Genomic DNA, 23,668 nt, shown 5'->3' on the forward strand with positions numbered 1-23,668 from the left:
CTACCAACTGAGCTACAGAGCCATGAATAATCAAAAACCCGGCAGAACCGGGTTTTCAACCATCCCAGCGACCCCGGCCGGACTTGAACCGGTGACCTCCGCCGTGACAGGGCGGCGCTCTAACCAGCTGAGCTACGGGGCCGTGGCTTGCTCTTTCAAGCAGCCGAGTAGCTATCTTACTCAAATATGCATACCGCGCAACTATCGGTGTGTCTGCGCGTGTCACCAGACAATATCGCTATCGACCCACCTGTTTCCACCTGGTGAATCCCACCGAATGTGCCGCGACTGCCTGGTCGATTATGCGGCAGAGCCCCACTCGCCGGCGCTCAGGTCACCTAGATCGGCTTCGTGCCACGTTACATCCTGGCCATAATCCCGGCTGTCGTAGCCGCCTTTGTCGCAACTGTCTCCAGGCGAGCATGAATCGTAGCTGTAGCCGCGGCTGTCATAGCCATTCACGGAGTCGATGGCGTTGCCGACGGCAAATACGATTCCGGCGATGATCGCTATGGAGACAAGCGTGTTCACTATGCTGATGATGATGCCGGCGATCGCCATGCCCTTGCTTTTCTCGCCGCTGGAGTTGAGCTGTACCAACGCGACGATTGAGAGCACCAGCCCGACCGGCGCAAAGACGAATGACAGCACGAATCCCGCGATGCAAATGGCGTTCCACGGCTGTTCGACGGGCGGATAGTTGTACATTCCCTGCGGAGGGTAAGGCTGGCCGGATGCGGGATTGAAAGGCTGTTGGGGAGTCTGCCCATTCTGTGGATACGATGGGAACTGCGGTTGCTGACCGTAGGGTTGCCGGACATATGGGTTGTAGCCTGCGGCACCGCTGTTTTCCATCGGCTGGCCACCCGTCTGCGCATGGGGATTACCGGGTTGGGCGTAGGGCGATTGCGGCTGATAGGGGGATTGATACGGCGTTTGCGCATAGTCGCCAGGCGAGGGTTGGTCTTGCTGGCCGAATTGAGGCTGCGGGCGAGAATCCGCATAGGATTCATCATGGTCGGGACCAGCATTATCGGGCTGCGGCTGCATGGGCGTTGGAGGGTAACCAGTCATACGGCAAGTGTACGCGCCGGGTTTGAGCCGAGCGAGGAGCTGTTTCAATAATGCAGTCGTTCAGTTCGTAATATTGGACCAGATGCCAAAGAGCTTTGAACAGAGGGCTGTGCCCGGCGAACTGCCTAACGATTAAATGAACAACGATGGACCCACACAGTCCTCCTGCGTGGGTCCATCGTCAAGGTTTCGCCGGCTTTGAGAATGTCCGTGTCCTCGGCGGCCTTGGCCTGGCCTCGTCAGGCCTCAGGCCTCTTGTGACCAGTGTTCCACGTCGATGTGGTGATCCGGGTTGGCTTGCCAGGCATCCCATGCGGACTGTACGATGTCGTGCACGTCGCACTTCGCGTGCCAGCCCATCTCCTCGTTGATGCGTTTGGGCGAGCCAATCAGGTGCGGCGGGTCGCCGGCGCGGCGCGGCCTGATGGATTCCTTGAATGGCAGGCCGGTGACATTGCGCAGCTCGTCCACGATCTGCCGGACCGATGTGCCTTCGCCAGTGCCGACGTTGAAGGCGTCATATTTGCGCCCGTCGCGATCGAGATAGTGCAATGCGGCGATGTGCGCGTCGGCCAGATCGGCGACGTGGATGTAGTCGCGCACGCAGGTGCCATCCTCGGTGGGGTAGTCGTCGCCGAAGATGGCCGGCGCCTTGCCTTGGCTGAGCTTGTCGAGCAGCATCGGGATGAGGTTGAGAATCGCAGGGTCTTCAAGCTCAACCGGCCCGCAGCCGGCGACGTTGAAGTAGCGCAGCGCGCAAAAGCGGATGCCGTAGCGCCCTTCGCACGCGCGGGCCATCCATTCGCCGAAGAGCTTGGTCTGGCCGTATGGGTTGATCGGCAGCATCGGCACCACGTCCTCGGGCACTACGTCGACCGGCGGAACGCCGTAGGTCGCGGCGGAGGAGGAGAACACGAGCTTCTTCACATCTGCGCCGACCATGCCGGTGAGCACGTTGAGCATGCCGTTCAGATTCTGCTGGTAGTACCACAGCGGTTTCTCCACGGATTCGCCTACCTGCTTGCGCGCGGCGAAATGAATAACAGCATCGACCTTTTCGTCGCGCAGAATCTGTGCGAGCCGTTCGCCAGCGCCGGGGGCCGAAATATCCATGCCGTATAGCCGTGCGCCTTCGATGCGCGTCGGCTTGCCGTAGCTCATGTCGTCGGCCACGACGACTTGTTGCCCCGCCTCGTGGAGCGCGTGAACGACGTGCGCGCCGATGTAGCCGCAGCCGCCGGTAACGAGAACTGTCATATCTGACCTTTCTTGATGATAAGAGACGATGCCGGCTGGTGGACATACGCATAATCACGTAATCAGGCCAACCGTTGCGGTATCTGTTCACTTATGCTCTATTTTGTTACTTTATGTACGCTTTGACTATAGCACGCAACCTGTCCGCACAACAGCCAATCCAACCGTAACCCTGCGCGTCGGCCGAGAAGGCATTGGAATGGGGAGATCCTGTGCCGGCGCGCTGTTGCTCTGACCGCTTTGCCTTGCATATGATGCTAACCGGGCCAGCGTCGCATTCGAGACAGAGCCAGCCGGCTGGTTCCCCTCGGTGACGTTAACTGCGTAGAGCAGGGTCGCGGAAGGTTATCGCGCAGACGGCTTTGCGACGGTGGAGCGTGGAGCAGAGACGCAGAAGGGGCATGATCATCTGCAGGGCATCGTTTATACGGCAATATCTACGCAGTACCCGCTTAGGCAGCGTCTTTCGCGACATGCGGGCGATCGGTCGCTGAAACCGCCCTGCTAAGAAGCTCGCTCCAGCGCTTCATCTATAAATGGAGGGTATGAGTGAATCGGGAACGAGCGATGAATCCGGCACAGCGGGTGCGCCGGGTGCAGCTAATGGCGTGGCTGTCGTGCCCCGTGCAGTCAATGTGGCAAACGATGAAGAAAGCATGATTGATGCGGGTATTGTGGATGGCGCCGTCGGCGTTGCTGGTGCGGGGGGCGTTGAAGGGGGTGAGGGCCGCAGCGGTCCCGATAGGCGTTCCATCGAATCGGCTGCCGATAATCCCGGCGCAACGGCAGCGCGCCTTGCAGGCCGTCCTGTGCTGTCGTTCGTGCGCCGTTCGGGTCGACTCGACGACCGGTTGCGGCGGGCGTGGGATGTCTATCACGACCGCTATCTGCTCGACATCAGCCAAGCTTCTGGTTCGCTGTCGGTACGTGCTGGCCTGAATGTCGATGAAGATTTCGTGCGAGAGCACTGGGGCAATGCCGATTCGCTGATCGTCGAGATCGGCACCGGCCAGGGCGAGAATGTCGTCGCGGCGGCGCAGGCCAATCCGGAAACCAATTTTCTGGCTATTGAGGTCTACGACCCCGGCGTGGCGCACACGATGCTGCTGGCGGGCAAGCGTGGCCTGAGCAATCTGCGTATCGCCCAAGTCAATGCACCGGAATTCTTCGAGGCGGCAGAAGACGGCCTGATCAGCGAAGTCTGGACGTTCTTTCCTGACCCCTGGCCCAAGATGCGCCATCACAAGCGGCGCATCGTGCAGGATGAGCTTGCGGCACAGATCCATCGCACGCTGGCGGCAGGGGGAGTGTGGCGCATCGCCACCGACATCGAGGACTACGCGCTGCATGTGCATGAGATCATGGATGGCCGTTCGGATTTCGAAAATCTGGGTGGCCTCACGCTCAGCTTGCCGCTCGAGCATGTCGGCAAAGGCAACGCCGATGAGGCTGCGCGCCTGCCGCACGGCGATTTCTCCGAATCGCTACGGTTCGATGGCCGAGTGCTGACCAACTTCGAGAAGAAGGGCATCAAGGCGGGTCGCGTGATCCACGATTTCGCATATCGTGCGATGTGACAGCGCGCAGTGCAGTGTGGTGCGTGCCCGCGGAGCTCGCGTCAGTCGCGGCAATCGCCTTCTTCGGCGCGTCGCCTGCTGCGCGTGTCGTGCGACCTGATAGTGTACGAAGTACGATCAACCTACATAAGGAGGATGATGACAATGGTGGCGTTCGTACTGATATTGCTGGCGCTGTGGATTGTTGGCGGCATTGCCGGGCTGGTGCTCAAAGGCTTGGCATGGTTGTTCTGGGTGTCGCTCGTGCTGTTCCTCGGGACGCTGGCGTTTTCGTTCGTCAAGGGCCTGTTCACGAAGAAATGAGGAACGGGCAGTAGCCCTAGGACAGGCGCTTAGGCCTTTTTGCCACAGCTCGCCGAACGGGCGCTGTGGCAAAACAGTACTGAGACGGCCATCATGCAATGGCATTCAATAACTGCAGCCGACCAGGCACAAGGCGAAAACCGTAATGCGCAGGCCAGAACAAGGGGGATATCAGTCATGGTCATCAAACCGAAAACCATCGTGGGCGCGATCGCGCTGGCATTTGGCGCCGTTAGCTTCGCATTGTCATTTTTCGAGCCGTTTGCCTCGGGCATCTGCGGTCTCATCGCAGGCATACTCGGCCTTGCATGCGGCTTGGATTGGTCGGCTCATGGCGAGGACACGCCATCGTCAGTGCCGTCTGCCAGCGGCAGGGACAACGGCGCCGTGAATGCCGTTGGCAGCGACTCACAAGGGCTATAGCCAATTACATACGTGCGGCTTTCAGGGCAATGGCCTTTGAAGGCGCAACGATCTGAAAGAGCGGCGGCTGGCACGGCATGAAACAGGAGGTAGTTGGCGTGCTGGCGCACGTCGATGCGGGCAAGACCACGCTATGCGAAGGTTTGTTGTATCGCGCGGGCGAGCTGCGCACGCTCGGACGGGTTGACCACGGCGATGCGTTCCTCGACACCGAGCGAGAGGAAAAACGCCGCGGCATTACGATCTTCTCCAAACAGGCGATATTGCAGCATGACGATACCCGCATCACGCTGCTGGATACGCCGGGGCATGCCGATTTCTCCGCGGAGATGGAGCGCACGCTGGGCGTGCTCGATTATGCGATCCTGGTCGTCAGCGCCACCGATGGCATGCAGGGATATACCGAAACGCTGTGGCGGCTGCTGAAACGATACCGGGTGCCGGCCTTCATCTTCGTCAACAAAATGGATGCTGCCGGAGCGGACCGCGCGGCGATCCTCGCCCAGCTCAGGCGACGTTGCAGCGAAGGCTGCATGGTTTTCGACGATCCCATGGAACTCGAGGCACAGTACGAGGACATCGCCACGCTCGACGAAGCGGCGATGGAGGAATATCTGGAACGGGGAAGCCTGGGAGACGCCATGCTGCGCTCGATGATCGCCAAGCGGCTCATCGTCCCTTGCTATTACGGCTCGGCGTTGAAGCTGGAAGGAATCGACACCTTCCTCGACGGATTGGTACAATACACGGCGCAATCCAAGTACACCGCGCAATCCGAATGCCGCGAAGGCTTCGGAGCCCGCGTCTACAAGATATCGCACGATGCGCAGGGCAACAGGCTTACGTGGCTCAAAGTCACCGGCGGCGAGCTTCCGGTCAAAATGATGCTCACCAATGCGCCGGCTTCTGCCGAAACGACCTTTCGCGTCGCGCACGCCGCAACCCCGGATGTCTCCGGCCCTCGAGCCGCCGAACAGGCCGCCGCGGAAAACAGCGCCGAGAAGGTTGCCGTTGCTGAGGTCTGGCGGGAGAAGGCCGATCAGATCCGCATCTACTCCGGTGCCAAATTCACGCTTGTCGATGTCGCTGCCGCCGGCGCGCTATGCGCGGTCACCGGGCTCACGCACACTTACCCAGGGCAGGGGCTAGGCGTCGAAAGCAATGCGGGGAAGCCGCTGCTTGAGCCGGTGCTCACGTACACGCTGATTTCCGAAGACGCGGACGTCCACAAATCGTTGCAGGCCCTGTGTGCGCTCGAGGACGAAGATCCGCTGCTGCACGTGCGCTGGCAGGAGCGCCTGCAGGAGATTCAATTGGATCTCATGGGCGAGGTCCAGCTCGAAGTCGTGCAGCAGCTGATGCACGACCGCTATGGACTCGATGTCAGCTTCGGGCCGGGCAATATCATGTATCGCGAGACGATCGCGGGCGCGGTCGAAGGCGTCGGGCATTTCGAGCCGCTGCGGCATTACGCCGAAGTCCATTTGCTGCTGGAGCCTGCGCCACGGGGAAGCGGGCTGCGTTTCGCGTCTTCTTGCAGCGAAGATGTGCTCGAGCGCAACTGGCAACGGCTGATTCTCACCCATCTGCGCGAGCGTGAGCATCTGGGCGTGCTCGCCGGTTCGCCGATCACCGATATGCGCATCACGCTGCTGACCGGTCGCGGCCATCTCAAGCACACCGAAGGCGGCGACTTCCGGCAGGCGACGTACCGCGCGGTGCGCCAAGGCTTGATGAAGGCGAAAAGCCGCGGGCTTTGCCGCTTGCTGGAGCCTTGGTATCGTTTCCGTCTTGAACTGCCGCAGGGCCTGCTGGGCCGTGCCATGTCCGACATCCAGCGGATGAGCGGCAATTTCGGCGCGCCGGACTCCGCAGGGGAATACGCGGTGCTGGAAGGCGAGGCGCCGGTGTCGCAGATGCGCGATTACGCGATGCAGGTCAATGCCTATAGCCACGGTCGGGGCTCGATCACATGCGTGTCCGCCGGATACCGGCCCTGCCATGACGAAGCCGAAGTCATCGAACGAAACGCATACGACCCGGACGACGACCCCGAGAACACGCCCGATTCCGTCTTCTGTTCGCACGGCGCCGGGTATACGGTCAAGTGGAACCGAGTCGAGGATTTCATGCATGTGGAGAGTGCCTATAGCGGCGACACGTGTCACGGCTTCGGCCCACAGCGTTGAACATGCGTTCGCGTATCATGATTCTGGCAACCCATGACAGTGGCCGGGTCCCTGGTCGGTTTGCAATCCGCAAACGACGCCGCCCCCGCTGTTCTCCATCTCATTGCTGACAATGCAAAGGCTTACTATGACGACGCGCAACCTTCCAGTCATCGGATCCGATTGGCGCCGTAACAGCTACCTGTTCCTACTCAGCCAGCTCGCGACCGGCATCACCTCCATGATAGTGCAGTACGCGATCATCTGGTACCTCACCCAGAAATCCGGGTCGGCCACCATCCTGAGCTTGGCCACGCTGCTCGCCATGCTCCCGATGATCCTGGTCAGCCCGTTCGTCGGCACCTTCATCGACCGCTGGAACAAGAAGGCGCTGCTCATCGTGCCGGATGTCGTGGCGGCGGCGTTTGCAATCGTTCTGTCGGTGGCCGGCACGCTCAATAGCACCTTCCCGCTGTGGCTGGTGTTCGTCTCATTGCTGGCGCGCTCCTTTGCCCAGGCCTTCCAGATGCCCACGATCCAATCGATCCTGCCGACCATCGTGCCACAGGAGGAAGTCACCAAGGTCAACGGCCAGCTCGGCATGATCCAGTCGGCTACGATGATCATCTCTCCGGCCTTGGGTGCGCTGCTGTACTCTTTCATACCGATCAACTATCTGATTCTTATCGATGTGCTGGGCGCCATGGTCGGCATCGGCATGCTTGCTTTTATCGCCATTCCATCCAACTTCGCGCAGACGGACGAGAAACCGAAGGTCTTCGCCGACATGGTCTTCGCCTTCAAACGCATTGGCACGGTGCGTGGGCTATGGCCCATGCTGCTGATCAGCTCGCTGTTCACGCTCATGTTCATGCCGGCAGGCAGCCTGTATCCGCTGATGACCTTGGGATATTTCAAAGGCACGATATTCCAGGCAGGTATCGTCGAAGTGGTGTGGTCCGCCGGTTCGCTCCTCGGCGGCGCGCTGATTGGAGCATTCGGTGCATGGAAGGACCGGATGCGGCCCATCATCATCGCGATTGCGGCATTCGGACTGGCCTTCGCCCTCTGCGGTTTTCTGCCGCCGAACATAACGGGATTCGTCATATTCACCGTGCTCAACGCCTTCGCTGGTTTGGCGATCGCCTTCCCCAGCGCGCTGCCGATGGCGATGATGCAGCAGTCTTTCCCCGCGCAGGAGCTTGGCCGCATCTTCGGCGTGGTCATGGCTTTCTCCAATCTCGCCGGACCCGCCGGCTTGCTGTTCGCCGGGCCGGTGGCGGATGCTGTCGGCGTGCAATGGCTGTTCACGATTTCAGGAATCGGCTCGATTTTCTCTGCTGCGCTGATGTTCGCTGTTCCCTCGGCTCGACTGTATGACAGGCATTTGCAACAGCGGCTGCAGCAGGACCCGGAGGCGGCGCCGAACGTCGAAACGGTGCCCTAGGTTCCGCTGTGCACGCAGCCTCGCGCATCAGTTATTGAAACCTCGTATAGTCGAATCATGAAGCGAATCAAAGAACTCATCGATACCCTGCTTGGCGCGTGGAGGCGTTCGCTGCTCGGGGGCATGATGGAACGCTATTCCTCGCGCCGGGGCGGGCTGCTGGCCAACGGCTTGGCGTATGGTCTTCTGTTCGCCTTCTTTGCAGGGCTGTGGACCCTGTTCAGCGTGCTCGGCCTTATGGTTTCAGGCAGCAGTGGGCTGCAAAAGACCGTGATTGACCTCGTCGGCAATCTGGTGCCCGGAGTGGCGCATACGCTGGAATCCACGGATGCGCTCAGCAAGATATCCGGCACGCTGACTTGGACAGGCCTGGTGACGCTCGTTTCGTTCTGGTGGAGCATCACGGGGTGGATGGACTCGCTGCGCACCGCCGTGCACGCCATGTTTGACGAGGAAAGCGGGCCGTCGGATGTCATCAAGACGAAGCTGCGCGACAGCCTGGGCGTGCTGCTTGTGATCGTGCTCCTGCTGCTGTCGACCGTCGCAGGCGCGATTTCCGGCGGTGTGATGCGCGCAGGCATGCAATTGGTCGGTCTGCCCACGGATTCCTTCGCTGGCTCGCTGCTGCTTGACATGGTCGGCTTCCTCACCGGATTCGTACTCAACCTCATGTTGTTTCTTGTGCTGCTGCGCGTGGTGGCTCACATTCGGCGTGGGCGCTTCATCGTGGTGGGGTCGATGGTCGGCGCGCTCGCCTTCTCGGTAATGCAGCTGCTCGGTGGCAGGCTGGTGGCGGGGGCCGCCAAGAATCCGCTGCTGGCTCCGTTCGCGGCGATTATCGGTGTGTTGCTCTGGTTCAACCTCATGGCGCAGGTGATCATGTTCTGCGCGGCCTTCATCGCCCAGGCGCGCCATCGCTATGGCTTCATCACGCGTGGCGGCAGGCGGCTGTTCTCTCGCATCAACGATGACATGCGTACGATGATCGCTGGGGAATCCAAGCATGTGGAGGCGGCGAAAGACGTGTTCCGACCAGACGGCGGCGCTGGCCATGCCCAAAACTCGGCTGAAGCGCAGGCGGACGATGTGCGGGGGTCGGATTCATAAGTTTGCGGCCCACGCTTTCCTCGAGTTGGAAAGGCGTGAACCGCAAACGCGATATTCTACCAGCGCACAGAGATGCGCTCGCCGATGTGCGAACCGCGCTCGATTTCGTCGATCACTGCGATGGCATAGTCCGCATAGCTGATCGCGCTGACGCCGTTGTCGTCGGTGCTGTATTCTTCGCCCGCAAGGACATATGCGCCCGTTCGTTCGCCGTTCGCTTGGAAATCCGCGGCAGGACTGATATAGGTCCAACGCACATCATCGCGCAGCCGAAGCTCGGTCAAAGCCTTGCCCATGGCGAGTGGTACCGGCTTGATCGCATCGGGGAAACCGTCGCTGAGCTGAGCGGTGTGCTCGGCGTTGGTGTACAGGCTGCCCGCGCCACCTACGACGATCAGCCGGACAGGTGAGCCGGACAGAATATCGGCAAGGTGGGCGAGCGAAGTGGAATGCTCGTGCAGCCTGTTCGGATCGAACACGCCGGACGCGTCCACTACGGCATCGAAGCCGGCTAGATCGTCGGCAGTCAGATCGAACAGATCCTTGACGATGGCTTTGCCGGTGCGGGTCCGATTCTCGCCACGCATTATGGCGGTGACGTCGAAGCCCCGGTTCAACGCCTCGTCGACGATACGGCTTCCGGCGCGCCCATTGGCTCCGATAACAGCGATTGCGGTCATATCATGCTCCTTCGTATGCGCAGGCGTGCAGCGCAGCCAGGCTGGCGGCTGTGGTTTGCCGGGCGGTTCGGGCCGCGCAGCGCGGCGAAACGCTGTTTGCCATCTCACGCCCATCCGCCGGTTCGTTCGTTTGTTGTTTTGCCTGGCAGCTGTGGATCGGCATTGCCGATCTGTGCCTGATGCCGCCATCGAACACGCCACGGCCGTGCCGCGTTCGAGTTCACTCATCGTAGCCCGTATCGTCTGCCTTGCCCTTAGCCGCCGAGATTTTCGCCCATTGGCGAAGGCTTCGAAGAAGACCCCATACGGTATCGTTGCCATGGATATCAGGCGGATGCGTGAATGGGAAGAGGTCTTTCGTGCTGCAGATCGAGGAAATCTCGAAACAATACACAACCGGCGATTTCGTGCAAAAGGCGTTGGACAGCGTCAGTCTGAACCTGCGCGACAGCGAGTTCGTCGCCATTTTGGGGCCATCGGGATCCGGCAAGACCACGCTGCTCAACATCATCGGCGGACTTGACCGCTACGACAGCGGCGACTTGGTGATCAACGGCACCTCGACCAGACTGTACAAGGATCGCGACTGGGATTCCTATCGCAACCACACGATCGGCTTCGTGTTCCAGAGCTACAACCTGATCGGCCATCAGACGGTTCTGTCCAATGTCGAGCTCGCATTGACCATCTCCGGCGTGTCGCGTTCCGAGAGGCGCGAACGCGCGCGAAAAGCCTTGGAAACCGTGGGGCTTGGCGAGCACGTCAACAAGAGGCCGAACCAGCTTTCCGGCGGGCAGATGCAGCGCGTCGCCATCGCCAGAGCCTTGGTCAACGACCCTGACATCGTGCTGGCCGACGAGCCGACCGGCGCGCTCGATTCGGACACGTCGGTGCAGATCATGGACCTGCTCAAGGCAGTGGCCAAGGATCGGCTCGTGGTCATGGTCACCCATAATCCGGAGCTCGCCCGGCAATATGCGACCCGCGTGGTCGAACTGCGCGACGGCGTGATCCGTGACGATTCCGATCCCTATGAGATTCAGGATGGCGCCCAAGCCCCCGCGCTCCACCGCAATCTTGGCAGGGCTTCCATGTCCTTCGCCACCTCGCTGGCGCTGAGTTTCAACAACCTCAAAACCAAGAAGGCGCGCACCCTGCTCACGGCTTTCGCGGGGTCGATCGGCATCATCGGCATCGCGTTGATCATGTCCGTCTCCACCGGTGTGAACCGCTATATCGACGCCATCCAGCAGGATACGATGACCGCCTACCCGATCTCCATCGACGAACAGACCTGGGACTTGTCCAAGCTCATGGACGCCAATCAACAGGCCGACGAGGAACGCAGCGCTCCGGCCAAGAACCGCGACGGCATCTACCCGGATGATTCAGGCGTCAAAAGCGCGGCCAGCGTGACGAGCAGCATCGCAACGAACAATCTCACTGCATTCAAGAAATACCTCGACAATCCCAAAAGCGAGATCCGCCAATATATCGGCAAGGTCGGCGTCCAGTATTCCTACGATTCGAAGTTCTCGGTATTCGATCGAGATCCGAGCGGCACACTGGTGAACGCCGACGGCGTGACGATCGGCGACACGAACAGCACAGGTGCTTCGCAAATGGCCGCGCAGAGCGGCTCATCCAGCGATATGTCGGGCGTCCAGTCTGCGCAGATGTCGATGCTGACCGGCAAAAGCGAGCAGAACACCGCGCCAGGCTCCTTCGGCGAGATCATGCCGGGCGGGTCTGACAAGGATCTCGTGAGCAAGGTCATCTCCGACAATTACACGATGGTCGAGGGCGCGTGGCCCAAAGACAAGAGCCAGGTGCTGCTGGTGCTCGACAAGAACAACGGGATGCCGCTCACCACACTGTACGAACTTGGCCTGCTGCCGGCGAGCGACTATACGGCCATGATGACGAAGATCAACAACGGCGAGGACGTCAAAACCCCGACTGCCAAACTCGACTATTCCAAGGCGCTTGACCAGACGCTCTTCATGCTGCCGGCCTCCAGCCAGTACGTGAAGCAGGCAGACGGGCATTACCGTTATGTTGGCGACGCCCCGGGCGAAATCGAGAATCTCACGGCCGACGCGATGAAGCTCAAGGTCGTGGGCATAGTCAAGCCGACCGCCGATGCCAAGGCAACGCCGCTGGCCACTGGCGTGGGCTACACGCGGGCTTTGACCGACTATCTCATCGATGAGGCGAATGCGAGCCAGATCGTCGCCGATCAGAGGGCCGATCAGACGCGCAACGTGCTCAACGGCATGACTTTCTCGCCTTCCGACGACAAGACCAAAGCCGCCGATGCGAAGATCTATGTCGCTTCGCTCGGAGTGAGTCAGAAGGCGAGTCTCGCGAAGGCACAGATGGCGCAGGCGGCGCAATCCGAACAGCAAGAAAATCAAGGCGGTCAGGGCGGGTCCGCCAGCGATCAGGCGGCCGCGCAACGCCAGCTCCTGCAGGCCGCATCAATGAGCGAGCAGCAGCTCGCCGACCGATACGACGCCTATATCGCCACGGCCCCGCAGACCGACCTGGTCAAGTTCTACGACACGTATGTGCAGACCGGCACGTACAACGACAATCTGGCCGATTTTGGCGTCATCAGCCGTGACGCGCCGAGTTCGATCAAGATCTACGCCGACAGCTTCGACGCGAAGAATTCGATCGGCGACGCCATCGACCAATACAACAGCACGGCTTCCAAAGCGGACAAAATCGTCTATACGGATTATGTCGGGCTCATGATGAATTCGGTGACGACGATCATCAATGTGATCACGTACGTGCTTATCGCCTTCGTCGCGGTTTCGCTTATCGTTTCGTCGATCATGATCGGCATCATTACGTATATATCCGTGCTCGAACGTACCAAGGAGATCGGCATTCTGCGCGCGATGGGCGCATCCAAGCACAACGTCTCGCAGGTGTTCAACGCCGAAACCGGCATCATCGGCGCACTCGCGGGCATCCTGGGCGTGGGCATCACGCTGCTGCTCATCATCCCCGGCAATGCGATCATGCACCACTTCATGGGCACCGATCAGGTCAACGCCGCGTTGCCGATCACCGCATCGCTGATTCTGATCGCGCTGAGCATCCTGCTGACGTTGATCGGCGGGCTCATTCCCTCGCACAAGGCCGCCAGACAGGATCCGGCCACCGCGCTGCGCACCGAATAAGTCATGCGTATTGGGCGGATTGGCGACGACAAGGGCGGCGCTGGCGTGCTGTCGAGCGGGGATGGTAAGGGCCAAGCCGATGCGTCAGCTAAGGAAATGCGTTATTTTGAAATGTGGCGTAAAAAGAGGATGGTCTGTGCAAACGTTAGGTTGGTGCGCAGAGCTGTGGCATGAAAAGACAGGGAATAGGAGCATTCGCAATGGCAGAGGATACGACGGCGGACGGTGGGTGCCAGCAGGGATCAGCGCGGCGGCCTGCTGCGGCAGATGCATCGGAGACAGCATCTGCTGAAGTGCGAATTGGCTCCGTGGCGACGTCGTCGCTAGGCTTCGAAACCGCCAGCGTTCATGGCGGGTACGATCCTTCGCCCAATCATGATTCAGCCAGCGCGCCGATCTACCCGAGCGTCGCCTATGCCATGCGTTCTGCGGAACGTGCGGATGCGCTCGCCGCCGGCGATGCGAGCGGATTCTCATATTCCAGGGTCGCCAATCCCACTGTCGAGGCGCTGGAGCGGCGCATCGCGCAGCTGGAGGGCGGAGCGGCCGCAGTTGCCGTAGGCTCCGGTATGGCGGCGGTATCGTTCGCCCTGCTGTGCGCGGCCGAAGGCGGCGGGCGCATTATCTCGCCGACCGACCTGTATGGCGCTTCGGTGGACGCGATGGAATCCTTCTTCCCGCAGTTCGGCGTGCACACGGATTTCGTGGATGACATCAACAATCTGGCCGAGGTGGAATCGAAGATCGGCCCGGATACGAGGGCGATATTCGCCGAAACCGTTGCCAACCCCTCGACGCGGATCACTGATCTGAAGCCCTTGGCCGAGCTGGCGCACGAGCATGGCATCGCGCTGATCGTCGACAACACGGTGCCGACGCCGTATCTGCTGCGTCCTATCGAATTCGGCGCCGACATCGTCGTGCATTCCACGACGAAAGGCATCTGCGGGCATGGCAACGCCTTGGGCGGCATCATTGTGGACGCCGGACGTTTCGACTGGGCCAGCGGCAGCTTCCCGCAATTCATGCGCAAGGAACTTGTGATCAGCGACGAGCGCAACGGCGTATGGCGCAGTTTTGCCGACGCTTTTGGCAGCGAGGCGTTCATCAGGCGTGTCCGCATCAAGTACGTGCGCACCTTCGGCGCGGTGCTCTCGCCTTTCAACGCCTATCTGCAGATGATCGGCCTGGAGACGTTGCCCCAGCGAGTCGGCCAGGAGGTGGCCACGGCGAGGCGCATCGCACAGCATCTGCGGGGTGTGGATCATATCGTTCATGTCAACTATTCCGGTCTGGCCGACGATTCGCAGCACGAGCTGGCCGCGCAATACCTGCCCAAGGGCGTGGGAACCGTGCTCTCCTTCGAGGTCGAGGGCGACGAGTCGCATGTCAGCCGCATCGTCGAGGCGGTGAAAGTGTTCTCTTACGTGCCCAATATCGGCGATTCGCGCTCGCTCATCGTCAACCCCGCCCGCATCACGCACCGCGAAGTGCCGGAGCGCTACCGGCTCGCTGCCGGCGTGAACGACAATCTGCTGCGGCTTTCCATCGGCCTCGAAAGTCCGGACGACCTGATCGCCGACCTCGACCAGGCGATCGCTGGGGCGTACATATAAGCTGCGAACGCATGGATCAATAGGCTATCTGCCTTATGTGAGGCGTAATCGGAGCGCCGGGAGGCCCATCTACATTGTGTGAGGCGTTATTCCATAACGATCCGAGTATCAATCGGTCAGAAAGCCCATTTCACGTCAGCGATACATCGGGCGCTGCCGATTAACGCCTCACATAACGTAGATAGGCGTCTGCAAGGTCACGATAACGCCTCACGCAAGGCAGAACAGTGCATACAGGCTGGTGTTTGGGCAAAGTGGTTCGTTTCCGTTAAGACGAGGCGCCGAATTGATGGAAGAACCTTGGGAACAGCACAGTACTGTGTCATGGCTTCCAATGCGGTATCCATTTTCGCCAGGTCGTTGGCATCAACCGGAGTCTCAGCGGCGGCGTCCAGCACTGATTGCTCGAACGGAGCCACTGCTGTCGGGTGGAACGGCAGGCCGCCCTCGTGCACTGATTGTGCAAGGAGAAGATTCACTGCCGTGCCGATGTCGATTCCCAAGGAATCAAAAGGCTGGCCAGCCTGTTTTTTTGAGCGAGGTTTTCGTGCTGATCTGTATACGAGTGCGAGATGCCTGCTGCGTATATAACGCTTTTACGAATATGCCTTACCTGTTCACGAGATAATCATGCAACGAAAATGCTATGACTGGCGAATTTAGGAAAAGCTCAATGGAGAAGGCTAGGGAGCGTATATCTTCCTTGCCGAAGGACAAGCCAGAGGGGTTTACGGAGTGATGATGGCATGGTGCGGCGTTATCGATTCATGGTTGCAGCGTGATGTCGATTCGTTCGAACATTTTGAGCAGCTTGGCCGCACCCTTGTCGGCGCGTGACGGGTGCTCTGATACGTTTATCGTCGCAAGGCTTTCGCCGCAATGGTTTTCGGTGCCGATTCCCTCATTCGGACCGATTCTGTTTCGTCGTTTGGGCGAGTTTTGCTTCCTTATTTGACATTTTTGGGATGGTTGATGGGCGACGTGATTGGCGATCGGCGCGTGCAGCCTCTACTATCTCAATAACCGGCATGATGCCGGAAAACGCACACGGCGCGGGGTGCTACTTGTGTGCTTTCAGCGCCGTCTTCGCCGTGTTGAGGAGATATCGAGGATCGACTCGCATGCTGGGATAGTTTTTCGCCCAGCGGACCACCCCTTGGCGGTCGATGAGTACGAAACCGTGTCCGGGCAGGTCGGCATGCATGCCGGTTCCCAATGTTTTGTAAGCTTTCAAAGTTGTGCGGTTGCGCGCGGCGCGCGCGTTCTAATGGTGTGTTGCGTTGAGGCTTTTTGCGGGCGATGGGGGAGCGGGCGTGGTAGGCTGTCGGGCAGAAAGGTGATGGGCCTCGCCTGGACGCATGTCCGAACCGCATGATGCCGATGGACATTATGCTGATAGTTCCTATTCAATCTGTCGTATAGCGGCACGGCGCTTTGCCGTGCCGTAAGGCATATTGCTGGAAGGAGCTTGATCATGGTAATGCCTGCTGGGTTTATGGCCACTGGGTCCGTGAACATAAGGTTGATGACCGCTAGGCTGATGACTGCCGTGTCGCCCGATGATTCGGGTGCGGGATCGTCACATGCGGCACCGGATGCCGGAACTTTGCAATCGGATGCTGATGCGCTGCAGGCACCCCAACCGCAGACTGCCAGCTCGAGCGGCAACGCGTCTTGGCATACGGCGGTTGTCGGCATCACGCCGAATCAGCCGGATCGGGTCGTCGAAACCGCGGTGCAATGGGCTCGTGCCAGCCTGATCGGCGAGTTGCTCTTCATCTATGCCGACTCCACGCTGGTGCAGATCGACGGCCATAGCGAGCCGATCGATCCAGACAGCTTGGATGAGGCGCAGCATGCGCGCGCCGAGGAACTTGCGCGCCGCATCCGGTACGTGGCCCAGCATTCCGGCGTACATGCACGGTTCAGACATTTGGGAGGCGACCCGGCCGGAGTTTTGGCGGCAGAGGCGAAGCGGGCCAAGACCAGTGTGATCATCGTCGGCACGCGTGAGCGCGGCCCGCTCGCTGCCGTCGAGGAGTGGGTCCGCGGGTCGATTTCGGTGCGGTTGGAACACAGCCAAAGCATTCCGGTGGTGGTGATACCGCTGGGGCAGCATGACGGCGGTGCTGGCGATGGGCACGGCGACAAAGAGGGCATCGGCGATGGAACCGGTGACGACAATCACGCCACCGAGCGGCGCAACGCAACCAAATACCGTGGTGATGCCGAGTGAAGGCGCGCACTACAGCACTGTTGCAATCCGTTGCGGCCGTCTTCGCCGGCGGCGTGCTCGGTTCGCTGATTCGCATATCGCTGAGTGCTTTGCAGGCGAAGGACGCGTCGTGGCCGTGGATGACAATGCTCATCAATCTGACTGGCGCTTTCATTCTTGGGTGCCTACTGGAATTCCTCGGCGTCACCGGCGAGGACGTCGGCGCCAGAAGGCTCTGGCGGCTCGGCTTGGGCACGGGCGTCATCGGCGGATACACCACGTACAGCACGTTCATCTTGGAAAGCGACACCCGGCTGACCGGGCATGCCGTGGCGCTCGCGCTGGCCTATCTTGTGCTAAGCGTGGCCGCAGGTCTGATCTGCGCCGGGTTGGGAATCGGCGCAGGGGCGACGATCGGGGCTAGGCGCAATGCGCGCGTCGCCCCAACCGTGCCATCTCCGGAAGCGGTGGCTCAGGCGGGCACGCTTTCGAGCCCGGTGCTCGATGCCGTTCCTAAGATTGCGCAAACCGGTGCTGCCGCAGCGGCGAGCATTGCGCTGACGTCTGAATTGAATGAAGCTGTGCCAAAAAATGCAGCGACAAAGGGAGATTCGGCGAAGGGCATTGCGTCGATAGATGCCGAGGCGAATGATACGGGCACGACATATCATGATGCACCGAATGGCAAGGCCGAAGTCTCCGGACCCGGCTCAGACCCTGAGACCATGAACAAGGAGGCCCGCTCATGATGATGGCGTATGCTGCGTTGCTCGGCGGCTTGGGCGCAGCCGCACGGTTCCTTGCAGACACCTGGGTCAACAAGCGCAACCGCCTGACCATTCCCTTGGGCACCATCGTCGTCAATGTCACCGCATGCCTGCTCATGGGCGTCCTCGTCGGCTGGGCGACCTCGCACATCGGCTCTGATTCCGTGCGTCTCCTGCTCGGTTCGGGCTTTCTGGGAGGCTATTCCACGTTCAGCACCGCAAGCGTCGAAGGCGTGCGCCTCATCGAAGCGCACCAGCCAATGCGCGCCCTATGGCACACCGGCGGCATGCTCATCCTCAGTCTCGCGGCAACTCTGCTCGGCTTCGTCATCGGGTGAACTGGGCCTATATAAACGGGACGAACCACACGCAAACGCGGAGTTGTATTTCCTGCCGCAGAGCGATCGGGAATCGGTTTCCGAACAGATCGTTGCGCCGCCGTGGTAGTACCCGCTGAACGGCGTGCTGCTGACGATCTCATATCTGCTGCTGGCAGTGCTCGCCGGGCATTTCCATTATCAGGCCGACCGCACGGGGATGCCGGAAATGCAATTCGCAGCCATCCGGGAGACCCTTGGCCTGGGCGATGCGATGTGCTCGCGGCATCTGAAACCCCTGCCTGATTGCGGCTATGTCCAGCTGGCTAAACGGCGCGGCGAATCCAATCGGCACATGATCACCCGGGCGAGTCTCACTCCTGCCGGGAGGGTCGCACTGGAAGCGCACCTTGCCGCGCTGCGGGCTATTGCCAAGGGCGAGATGACGGGGACATGCATTAAGCGCAGCGCAAGGGTGCCGGCGCGAAGAACCGACTGACATGCCGCCTGGCTGATACCATGGAACAAAGAAGCCGCAGGGCGAGGATCGCTCTGCCGCGTAACCCGAAGGGGGTAGCCATGACTGGGCCAGCCGTAACTGCAATCATCATCCTGGTTCTTATCGTCGCGCTGCTGATGGCGGCGCTGTATGTCGTGCCTCAGCAGCAGGCCTTTATCGTCGAACGCTTCGGCAAGCTGCATAAGGTGCAGTTCGCCGGTATCCACTTCAAAATCCCACTGGTGGATCGCATCGCAATGAAGACGAATATGCGTGTCAACCAGCTCAATGTGAAGCTGGAGACCAAGACGCTCGACAACGTCTTCGTCACGGTCGTGGCATCCACGCAGTTCCGCGTGAACCCCGAGAACGTGGCGACGGCCTACTACGAGCTGCGCGACCCCTCGGGCCAGCTGCGCTCCTATATGGAGGACGCGCTGCGCTCCGCCATTCCGGCGCTCACGCTCGACGACGCATTCGCCCGGAAGGATGATATCGCCGCCGACGTGCAGAAGACCGTGGGGGCCGAGATGGTGCGCTACGGCTTCACGGTCGTCAAGACGCTGATCACTGCCATCGATCCGAGCAATGCGGTGAAGGCGGCCATGGACTCGATCAACGCCGCCCAGCGCGAGAAGGAGGCCACACGCAACCGTGCGGACGCGCAGCGCATCCAGATCGAAACGCAAGCCACCGCCGAAGCCGAACGAACCAGGCTGCAGGGCGAGGGCCAGGCCAACTATCGCCGCGAGATCGCCAACGGCATCGTCGACCAGATCAAGAGCCTGCAGGCCGTCGGCATGAACATCTCCGACGTCAACAACGTGGTGCTCTTCAACCAGTACCTCGACGTGCTGCGCGCCATGAGCGAATCGAACAACGCGAAGACCGTCGTGCTGCCCGCATCTACTCCGGCCGGTTACAAGAACATGTATGACCAGGTCACCGAAGCCATGCTCACCGTCAATGCTGCCGATGTACAACACTAGATACCAGCGCGAACGGGCCGGTTCCTGCTGGCTTCGCCGATCACGAAGACCGCAAGGCGGCTGCACCCCCATCATCGGTTGCAGTCGCCTTGCGGTCTTATCAAGCCGGTTAATGTGATTCAGCTACATTCGTAAGCGTTGCATCGTGCTGCTCAGCATCCGTTTTTTATAGTCAGCTATGGCCTGATGGAGCAAAATGGAAACTGGCGGCGCCGAAAGCGCTCATGACGCGAGAAAATCGACGATTCTTTCGGCCTGCGCATATCCGGCACGGTACATGCGCTCCAAGCCCTCGTAGGTCTTGGTGAGGGTGGACAGGCCATAGAGGCTTTCGGGCGCGAGAATGAGCACACGGCCCTCCTGCTCGCATTGCTTGGCAAAAGCCACATCGTCGTTGTAGGTCTGGTAGCGGTTGAGCAGCCGTTCGGCCGCAGCAGGATAGGAACGCCTGAGCATACGGGCGGGGGGGATGTCCCTTCGCTGTTCGCGCAGCACGTCCCTAAGGCGGGTGAGGATGAGCACGATGCGGTCATAGCCGTCGTCAAGCGCCTTGTGCACCGGCACAGGGTCGGCGATGCCGCCGTCGTAATACGGTATGCCGTCGATCACATACGGTTTGCATGCCACCGGCACGGCGCTCGAAGCCTTGACCGGATCCATCTGGTCGAAGCCGATGTCGGACTTGTCGAAGTATTTCGTGTGGCCGTCCAGCGCGTTGCAGGCGACCACGGTGAACCCTGTCGGATTGGCCTCGAACGCGGGGTAGTCCACCGGATACTCGCCGTCATGGTTCGACAGATCGCCGTACACGTAGTCAAGGTGCACGAAGTTGCGATCTTTAATGAAATTCGTGGCGCTCGCGTACTCCTTGCGGAAGGCGTACTCGGTGTAGAAGCGGTGGTTGCGGCCGTGCTGCCGGGCGATGAATGAAACCATGTTCGCGGATCCAGCCGACACCCCGTAGCAATGGTCGAAATCAATGCCGAGCTCCAAGCATCGGTCCATGATTCCAGCGCCGAATATGGAACGAAAACCTCCGCCGACATCGATCAGTGCGTTTGCAACCATGCGCGCCCCTTTCCCTATGAGACTCGAGCTTACCCGCCGTGTCGGGACATTGCATAGTCGCGCACATGCGTGTGCACTAGGTTATGCGGCACTGCATCATAAGGCATTGCGTCATGCGGCATTGCGCACTGTGTTTTCAGTGGCTCCTATGCCTGAAGTTCGCCTATGGCACAGCTTTGACTCGAATTTAGCGCCCGTGCCGCTACCGTTCGAGCAGGCTGCGCTCCAATGCTGCTTCGCGCCCGCTGGTGTCCGAATTATGCAGTTCGGCCTGACCTGCCGCGTCTTCAGGGGCGAGCTCGCCGAGCGATTCGAGGATGACCTGCACATGGTGGACCGTGCCGGCATTGCCGTCGATGAGTGCTGTGCGTTCGGGCAGCAGTTCACGGAAATACGCACGGAAGAACGGGAAATGTGTGCAGCCAAGCACTACCGAATCGATGGCATCGAGATCATACTGGTCAAAATACTTGTGCAAGGTACGCATGACGAGATCGCGGTCTTCGAGCTGGCCTTGTTCGAGGATTTCGACGAGATCAGGGCAAGGCTGCGGGTAAATAGTGTGCTGATTCGAGAACCGGGCCATAAGGCGTTTGAATTTCGGTTCGTGCAATGTCAGGGGGGTGGCGGCGACGATGATGCGCTGCGCCGCGCCGTGCCCGAGGTCACAGGCCGGTTTGAGCGCCGGTTCCATGCCTACAATGGGAATGTCATACGCCTCACGCAGTTCGTCCACTGCGGCGGATGTCGCGGTGTTGCAGGCGATGACCACGGCCTTGACGCCTTGATTCACGAAGCGCTCGACGATGCCGAACGACAGCTCGCGTACCTGCTCAGGGGTTTTCCGGCCATACGGGGCATTGGCCGAGTCTCCGAAATACAGCACGGTTTCATGCGGCAGATCATGCCGCAGCTGCCGCACGACGGAAATGCCGCCGAGGCCCGAATCGAACACGCCGATCGCCGCACGCGAAACCATAAGCCAAACCTCCTGAAATACATTGCCGCTGGGCATACGAGCAACACCATACTCGCATGTTCGGCGCGTGCACTACCCGCCAACCGATTCCCGTAGTGCGTACAACATTCGATTCATACGCACCCCGCATGCGTGGTGCGCGTGCCTGCTTCGGGGTGCGGGCCGGCGAGTAGGCTGTGGCGTATGACATTACCCAGCAAAGTCACCAAGGGACATGCCACCGGCAACGATTTCGTGATGTATTGGGATCCCGATGGCAGCTACGAGCCGAACGAGAGGGAAACGCGCTGGCTGTGCGACCGGCACTTCGGCATCGGCGGCGACGGCCTGCTGCGGCTCGTTCCGCTCGATGCCGTGGCCGGTCTCGATGCCGGTCTGGCCGAGGCCTGCCGGGCTGCTGGGGCCTTGTGGTTCATGGACTATCGCAACGCCGATGGCAGCATTGCCGAGATGTGCGGAAACGGCACCCGTGCGATCACCCTGTTCGCGCAGAGACTTGGTGTTGCTAAGGCAGGAAGCCCTTTTGCGTTGGCGACCCGCGCCGGGGTGAAGACGCTGACCTCGTTGGGAGATGTGCCTGAACTGGGCCAAGACGTGTTCCAGGTGGAGATGGGCGCGTTCTCGATCGGGGAGATCGGCAGGTACCGCGTGACGATTCCGGGGACGCCGGGCCGGGCCGGCGGCACCTTCGTGGATATGGGTAACCCGCATGTCGTGTCGGTGCTCGGCGTAACGGCCAGCGCCGGCGAGGAACTCGGCAGGCCGCAATTTGCGGCCTTGGCCGGGCAGCTGGCGGCCGCAAGCCTGCCGGATGTGGAGAGGCTCGACCTGGCGGGCAAACCGGTGGTCGATCCGACGATCGACAGCGATCAGAACGCGGAGTTCCTTGCGATTCGCGCGTTGGATTCGCACCAGGATCGGGGTTCGGCGTTCATGCGCGTCAACGAGCGCGGCGTGGGCGAAACTTTGTCATGCGGCACGGGACTGTGCGCCTCGGGCGCGGTGCTGCAGGCGCTCACCGGCATCCATCAGTGGATGATCGCGGTGCGCGGCGGCCGGCTGCGCGTCACCGTGCACGATGACAGCACCGTCACCCTGACCGGACCAGCCACCATCGTCGGCGAAATCCAGCTCGCGTAACGAAGCCGGCACGGATCAGGAACGAGGTTAATGCAGGACGATTCGTTCAGGCGAAGAGCGCAGGGCCGTCCTTGATGATGATGATCGCGACGAGAACCAGCAGCCACACGGCGTCGGCCATGAGATCGTAATTGAGACGGTAGTAGGTTTTCAGTGCGGTGTTGTCGGGCAGATGCTGGACGGTGACTGTGGCGTGGGAGAGTGCCATGAACTGGATGGTCGTGGCGAACATGAGCACGAGGCACCACGGGCACAGGGCCTGGATGACGAAAACCGATTGGGTGAACAACCAGTACGCGTAGAGCAGCGCGGCCAGCCCGCCGAACCAGGTGGCGGCGGCGAACCAGCGCGGCACGCGGATGCGAGCCAGACCGATGACGGCGATGGTGACGAATACGCTTTCCGCCGCAATGCCGAAGAAGGCGTTCGGGTAGCTCAGCCCATTGAACTTGATGATTTCGGACTGCCAGGATTCGGCGACCGTCGAGCATGAGAGCACGGCGTTGACATCGCAATCCAACAGCCGCTTGGGATTGCGCGCCAGTTGGAGGGTCTCAGCCGACAAAATCAGCGAAACCAACAATGCTATGAGCGAAAACGCGAGCATGAACGCGTAGTTCCACACGGCGCTATGCCGTCGTTTCGCCAACGCGGGCCTCAAGGGGGTAAGGGTTTGCTTCGTCACCACGGCCGAAGGCGCAGGCGTCGAACCCCGACGCAGCGACGTTGTGTCGACCGGCGGCTTGTGCCCCGCGCCAGCGATAGGTGTGGTCTGGTCATGGATTGCGTTCACGGTATTCCTCGCTGCCTGCGCGCGATGACCGGTGATTATGGCCCCGCTGCGCCCT

At 60.6% G+C, this 23,668-nt stretch carries 20 protein-coding genes, 1 tRNA gene, 1 pseudogene and 1 riboswitch; of the genes and pseudogenes, 14 read left to right on the forward strand and 8 right to left on the reverse strand.

Annotation, left to right across the window (positions count from 1 at the left end; translation table 11 throughout):
• Positions 1–68 precede the first annotated feature (68 nt).
• The 3 genes from LKG04_RS06265 to galE all read right to left on the reverse strand — a co-directional run bounded on the left by LKG04_RS06265 (position 69) and on the right by galE (position 2,331).
• Positions 69–142, reverse strand: a tRNA-Asp gene (locus tag LKG04_RS06265).
• A 158-nt stretch (positions 143–300) separates the two neighbouring features.
• Entirely contained in the window at positions 301–1,122 is an 822-nt protein-coding gene (locus LKG04_RS06270; RefSeq protein ID WP_291763418.1) for a DUF4190 domain-containing protein, read from the reverse strand.
• Positions 1,123–1,320: 198 nt separating this feature from the next.
• A complete protein-coding gene (gene galE, locus LKG04_RS06275) occupies positions 1,321–2,331 on the reverse strand; it encodes a UDP-glucose 4-epimerase GalE (RefSeq protein ID WP_291761397.1) in 1,011 nt (336 codons plus the stop codon).
• A gap of 656 nt (positions 2,332–2,987) precedes the next feature.
• Here galE and trmB point away from each other — a divergent pair.
• From trmB to LKG04_RS06305, 6 genes and pseudogenes are all read left to right on the forward strand, one after another.
• Positions 2,988–3,908 (forward strand): tRNA (guanosine(46)-N7)-methyltransferase TrmB, encoded by a 921-nt coding sequence (gene trmB, locus LKG04_RS06280; RefSeq protein WP_434734853.1) that lies wholly within the window; start codon positions 2,988–2,990, stop codon positions 3,906–3,908.
• Between the two features lie 144 nt (positions 3,909–4,052).
• Entirely contained in the window at positions 4,053–4,211 is a 159-nt protein-coding gene (locus LKG04_RS06285; protein ID WP_291761401.1) for a hypothetical protein, read from the forward strand.
• A gap of 177 nt (positions 4,212–4,388) precedes the next feature.
• Positions 4,389–4,634 (forward strand): hypothetical protein, encoded by a 246-nt coding sequence (locus LKG04_RS06290; protein WP_291761403.1) that lies wholly within the window; start codon positions 4,389–4,391, stop codon positions 4,632–4,634.
• A gap of 77 nt (positions 4,635–4,711) precedes the next feature.
• Complete coding sequence (locus LKG04_RS06295) at positions 4,712–6,823, forward strand: elongation factor G (RefSeq protein WP_291761405.1); 2,112 nt, start codon at positions 4,712–4,714, stop codon at positions 6,821–6,823.
• Positions 6,824–6,950: 127 nt separating this feature from the next.
• Entirely contained in the window at positions 6,951–8,249 is a 1,299-nt protein-coding gene (locus LKG04_RS06300) for an MFS transporter (RefSeq protein ID WP_291761407.1), read from the forward strand.
• 57 nt (positions 8,250–8,306) lie between these two features.
• Positions 8,307–9,167 (forward strand): annotated as a pseudogene (locus tag LKG04_RS06305) (YihY/virulence factor BrkB family protein); the annotation flags it as partial.
• Positions 9,168–9,412: 245 nt separating this feature from the next.
• Here LKG04_RS06305 and LKG04_RS06310 read toward each other — a convergent pair.
• Positions 9,413–10,036, reverse strand: coding sequence for an NAD(P)-dependent oxidoreductase (locus LKG04_RS06310; RefSeq protein ID WP_291761411.1), 624 nt, complete (start codon positions 10,034–10,036; stop codon positions 9,413–9,415).
• 359 nt (positions 10,037–10,395) lie between these two features.
• On the opposite strand from LKG04_RS06310, the gene LKG04_RS06315 reads away from it, so the two are divergent.
• Together LKG04_RS06315 and LKG04_RS06320 are read left to right on the forward strand one after the other, a co-directional pair.
• Positions 10,396–13,230, forward strand: coding sequence for an ABC transporter ATP-binding protein/permease (locus tag LKG04_RS06315; protein WP_291761439.1), 2,835 nt, complete (start codon positions 10,396–10,398; stop codon positions 13,228–13,230).
• 200 nt (positions 13,231–13,430) lie between these two features.
• A complete protein-coding gene (locus tag LKG04_RS06320) occupies positions 13,431–14,846 on the forward strand; it encodes an O-acetylhomoserine aminocarboxypropyltransferase/cysteine synthase family protein (RefSeq protein ID WP_291761413.1) in 1,416 nt (471 codons plus the stop codon).
• A gap of 197 nt (positions 14,847–15,043) precedes the next feature.
• Here the strand turns inward: LKG04_RS06320 and LKG04_RS06325 are convergent, their stop codons facing one another.
• Positions 15,044–15,349 carry a hypothetical protein gene (locus LKG04_RS06325; RefSeq protein WP_291761414.1) on the reverse strand — a complete coding sequence of 102 codons (306 nt, stop codon included), beginning with the start codon at positions 15,347–15,349 and terminating at the stop codon, positions 15,044–15,046.
• An 823-nt stretch (positions 15,350–16,172) separates the two neighbouring features.
• A riboswitch (Fluoride riboswitch) is annotated at positions 16,173–16,258 on the forward strand.
• A gap of 113 nt (positions 16,259–16,371) precedes the next feature.
• On the opposite strand from LKG04_RS06325, the gene LKG04_RS06330 reads away from it, so the two are divergent.
• From LKG04_RS06330 to LKG04_RS06350, 5 genes are all read left to right on the forward strand, one after another.
• On the forward strand, positions 16,372–17,082 hold the full coding sequence (locus tag LKG04_RS06330; RefSeq protein WP_291761418.1) for a universal stress protein: 711 nt from the start codon (positions 16,372–16,374) through the stop codon (positions 17,080–17,082).
• Complete coding sequence (locus LKG04_RS06335; protein WP_291761420.1) at positions 17,079–17,810, forward strand: fluoride efflux transporter FluC; 732 nt, start codon at positions 17,079–17,081, stop codon at positions 17,808–17,810. The genes LKG04_RS06330 and LKG04_RS06335 overlap by 4 nt, the downstream gene beginning before the upstream one ends.
• Positions 17,807–18,166 (forward strand): fluoride efflux transporter FluC, encoded by a 360-nt coding sequence (locus LKG04_RS06340; RefSeq protein ID WP_291761422.1) that lies wholly within the window; start codon positions 17,807–17,809, stop codon positions 18,164–18,166. Before LKG04_RS06335 ends, LKG04_RS06340 begins: the two co-directional genes overlap by 4 nt.
• Before the next feature lie 124 nt (positions 18,167–18,290).
• Positions 18,291–18,644 carry a transcriptional regulator gene (locus LKG04_RS06345; RefSeq protein ID WP_291761424.1) on the forward strand — a complete coding sequence of 118 codons (354 nt, stop codon included), beginning with the start codon at positions 18,291–18,293 and terminating at the stop codon, positions 18,642–18,644.
• Between the two features lie 80 nt (positions 18,645–18,724).
• Complete coding sequence (locus tag LKG04_RS06350; RefSeq protein WP_291763420.1) at positions 18,725–19,633, forward strand: SPFH domain-containing protein; 909 nt, start codon at positions 18,725–18,727, stop codon at positions 19,631–19,633.
• Between the two features lie 222 nt (positions 19,634–19,855).
• On the opposite strand, the gene LKG04_RS06355 is transcribed toward LKG04_RS06350, so the two are convergent.
• Positions 19,856–20,701, reverse strand: a complete 846-nt coding sequence (locus tag LKG04_RS06355; protein ID WP_291762492.1) for a patatin-like phospholipase family protein — start codon at positions 20,699–20,701, stop codon at positions 19,856–19,858.
• A gap of 202 nt (positions 20,702–20,903) precedes the next feature.
• Positions 20,904–21,680 carry a glutamate racemase gene (gene murI, locus LKG04_RS06360; protein WP_291762521.1) on the reverse strand — a complete coding sequence of 259 codons (777 nt, stop codon included), beginning with the start codon at positions 21,678–21,680 and terminating at the stop codon, positions 20,904–20,906.
• A 183-nt stretch (positions 21,681–21,863) separates the two neighbouring features.
• Between murI and LKG04_RS06365 the strand changes: the two genes are divergently transcribed.
• Positions 21,864–22,820: a diaminopimelate epimerase gene (locus LKG04_RS06365; RefSeq protein WP_291762495.1), complete on the forward strand. Its 957-nt coding sequence runs from the start codon at positions 21,864–21,866 to the stop codon at positions 22,818–22,820.
• Positions 22,821–22,866: 46 nt separating this feature from the next.
• Here LKG04_RS06365 and LKG04_RS06370 read toward each other — a convergent pair whose 3' ends face one another.
• Positions 22,867–23,508 (reverse strand): vitamin K epoxide reductase family protein, encoded by a 642-nt coding sequence (locus LKG04_RS06370; RefSeq protein ID WP_434734868.1) that lies wholly within the window; start codon positions 23,506–23,508, stop codon positions 22,867–22,869.
• Positions 23,509–23,668 lie beyond the last annotated feature (160 nt).

The sequence above is a fragment of the Bifidobacterium sp. genome (assembly GCF_022640935.1).
Classification (GTDB): Bacteria; Actinomycetota; Actinomycetes; order Actinomycetales; family Bifidobacteriaceae; genus Bifidobacterium.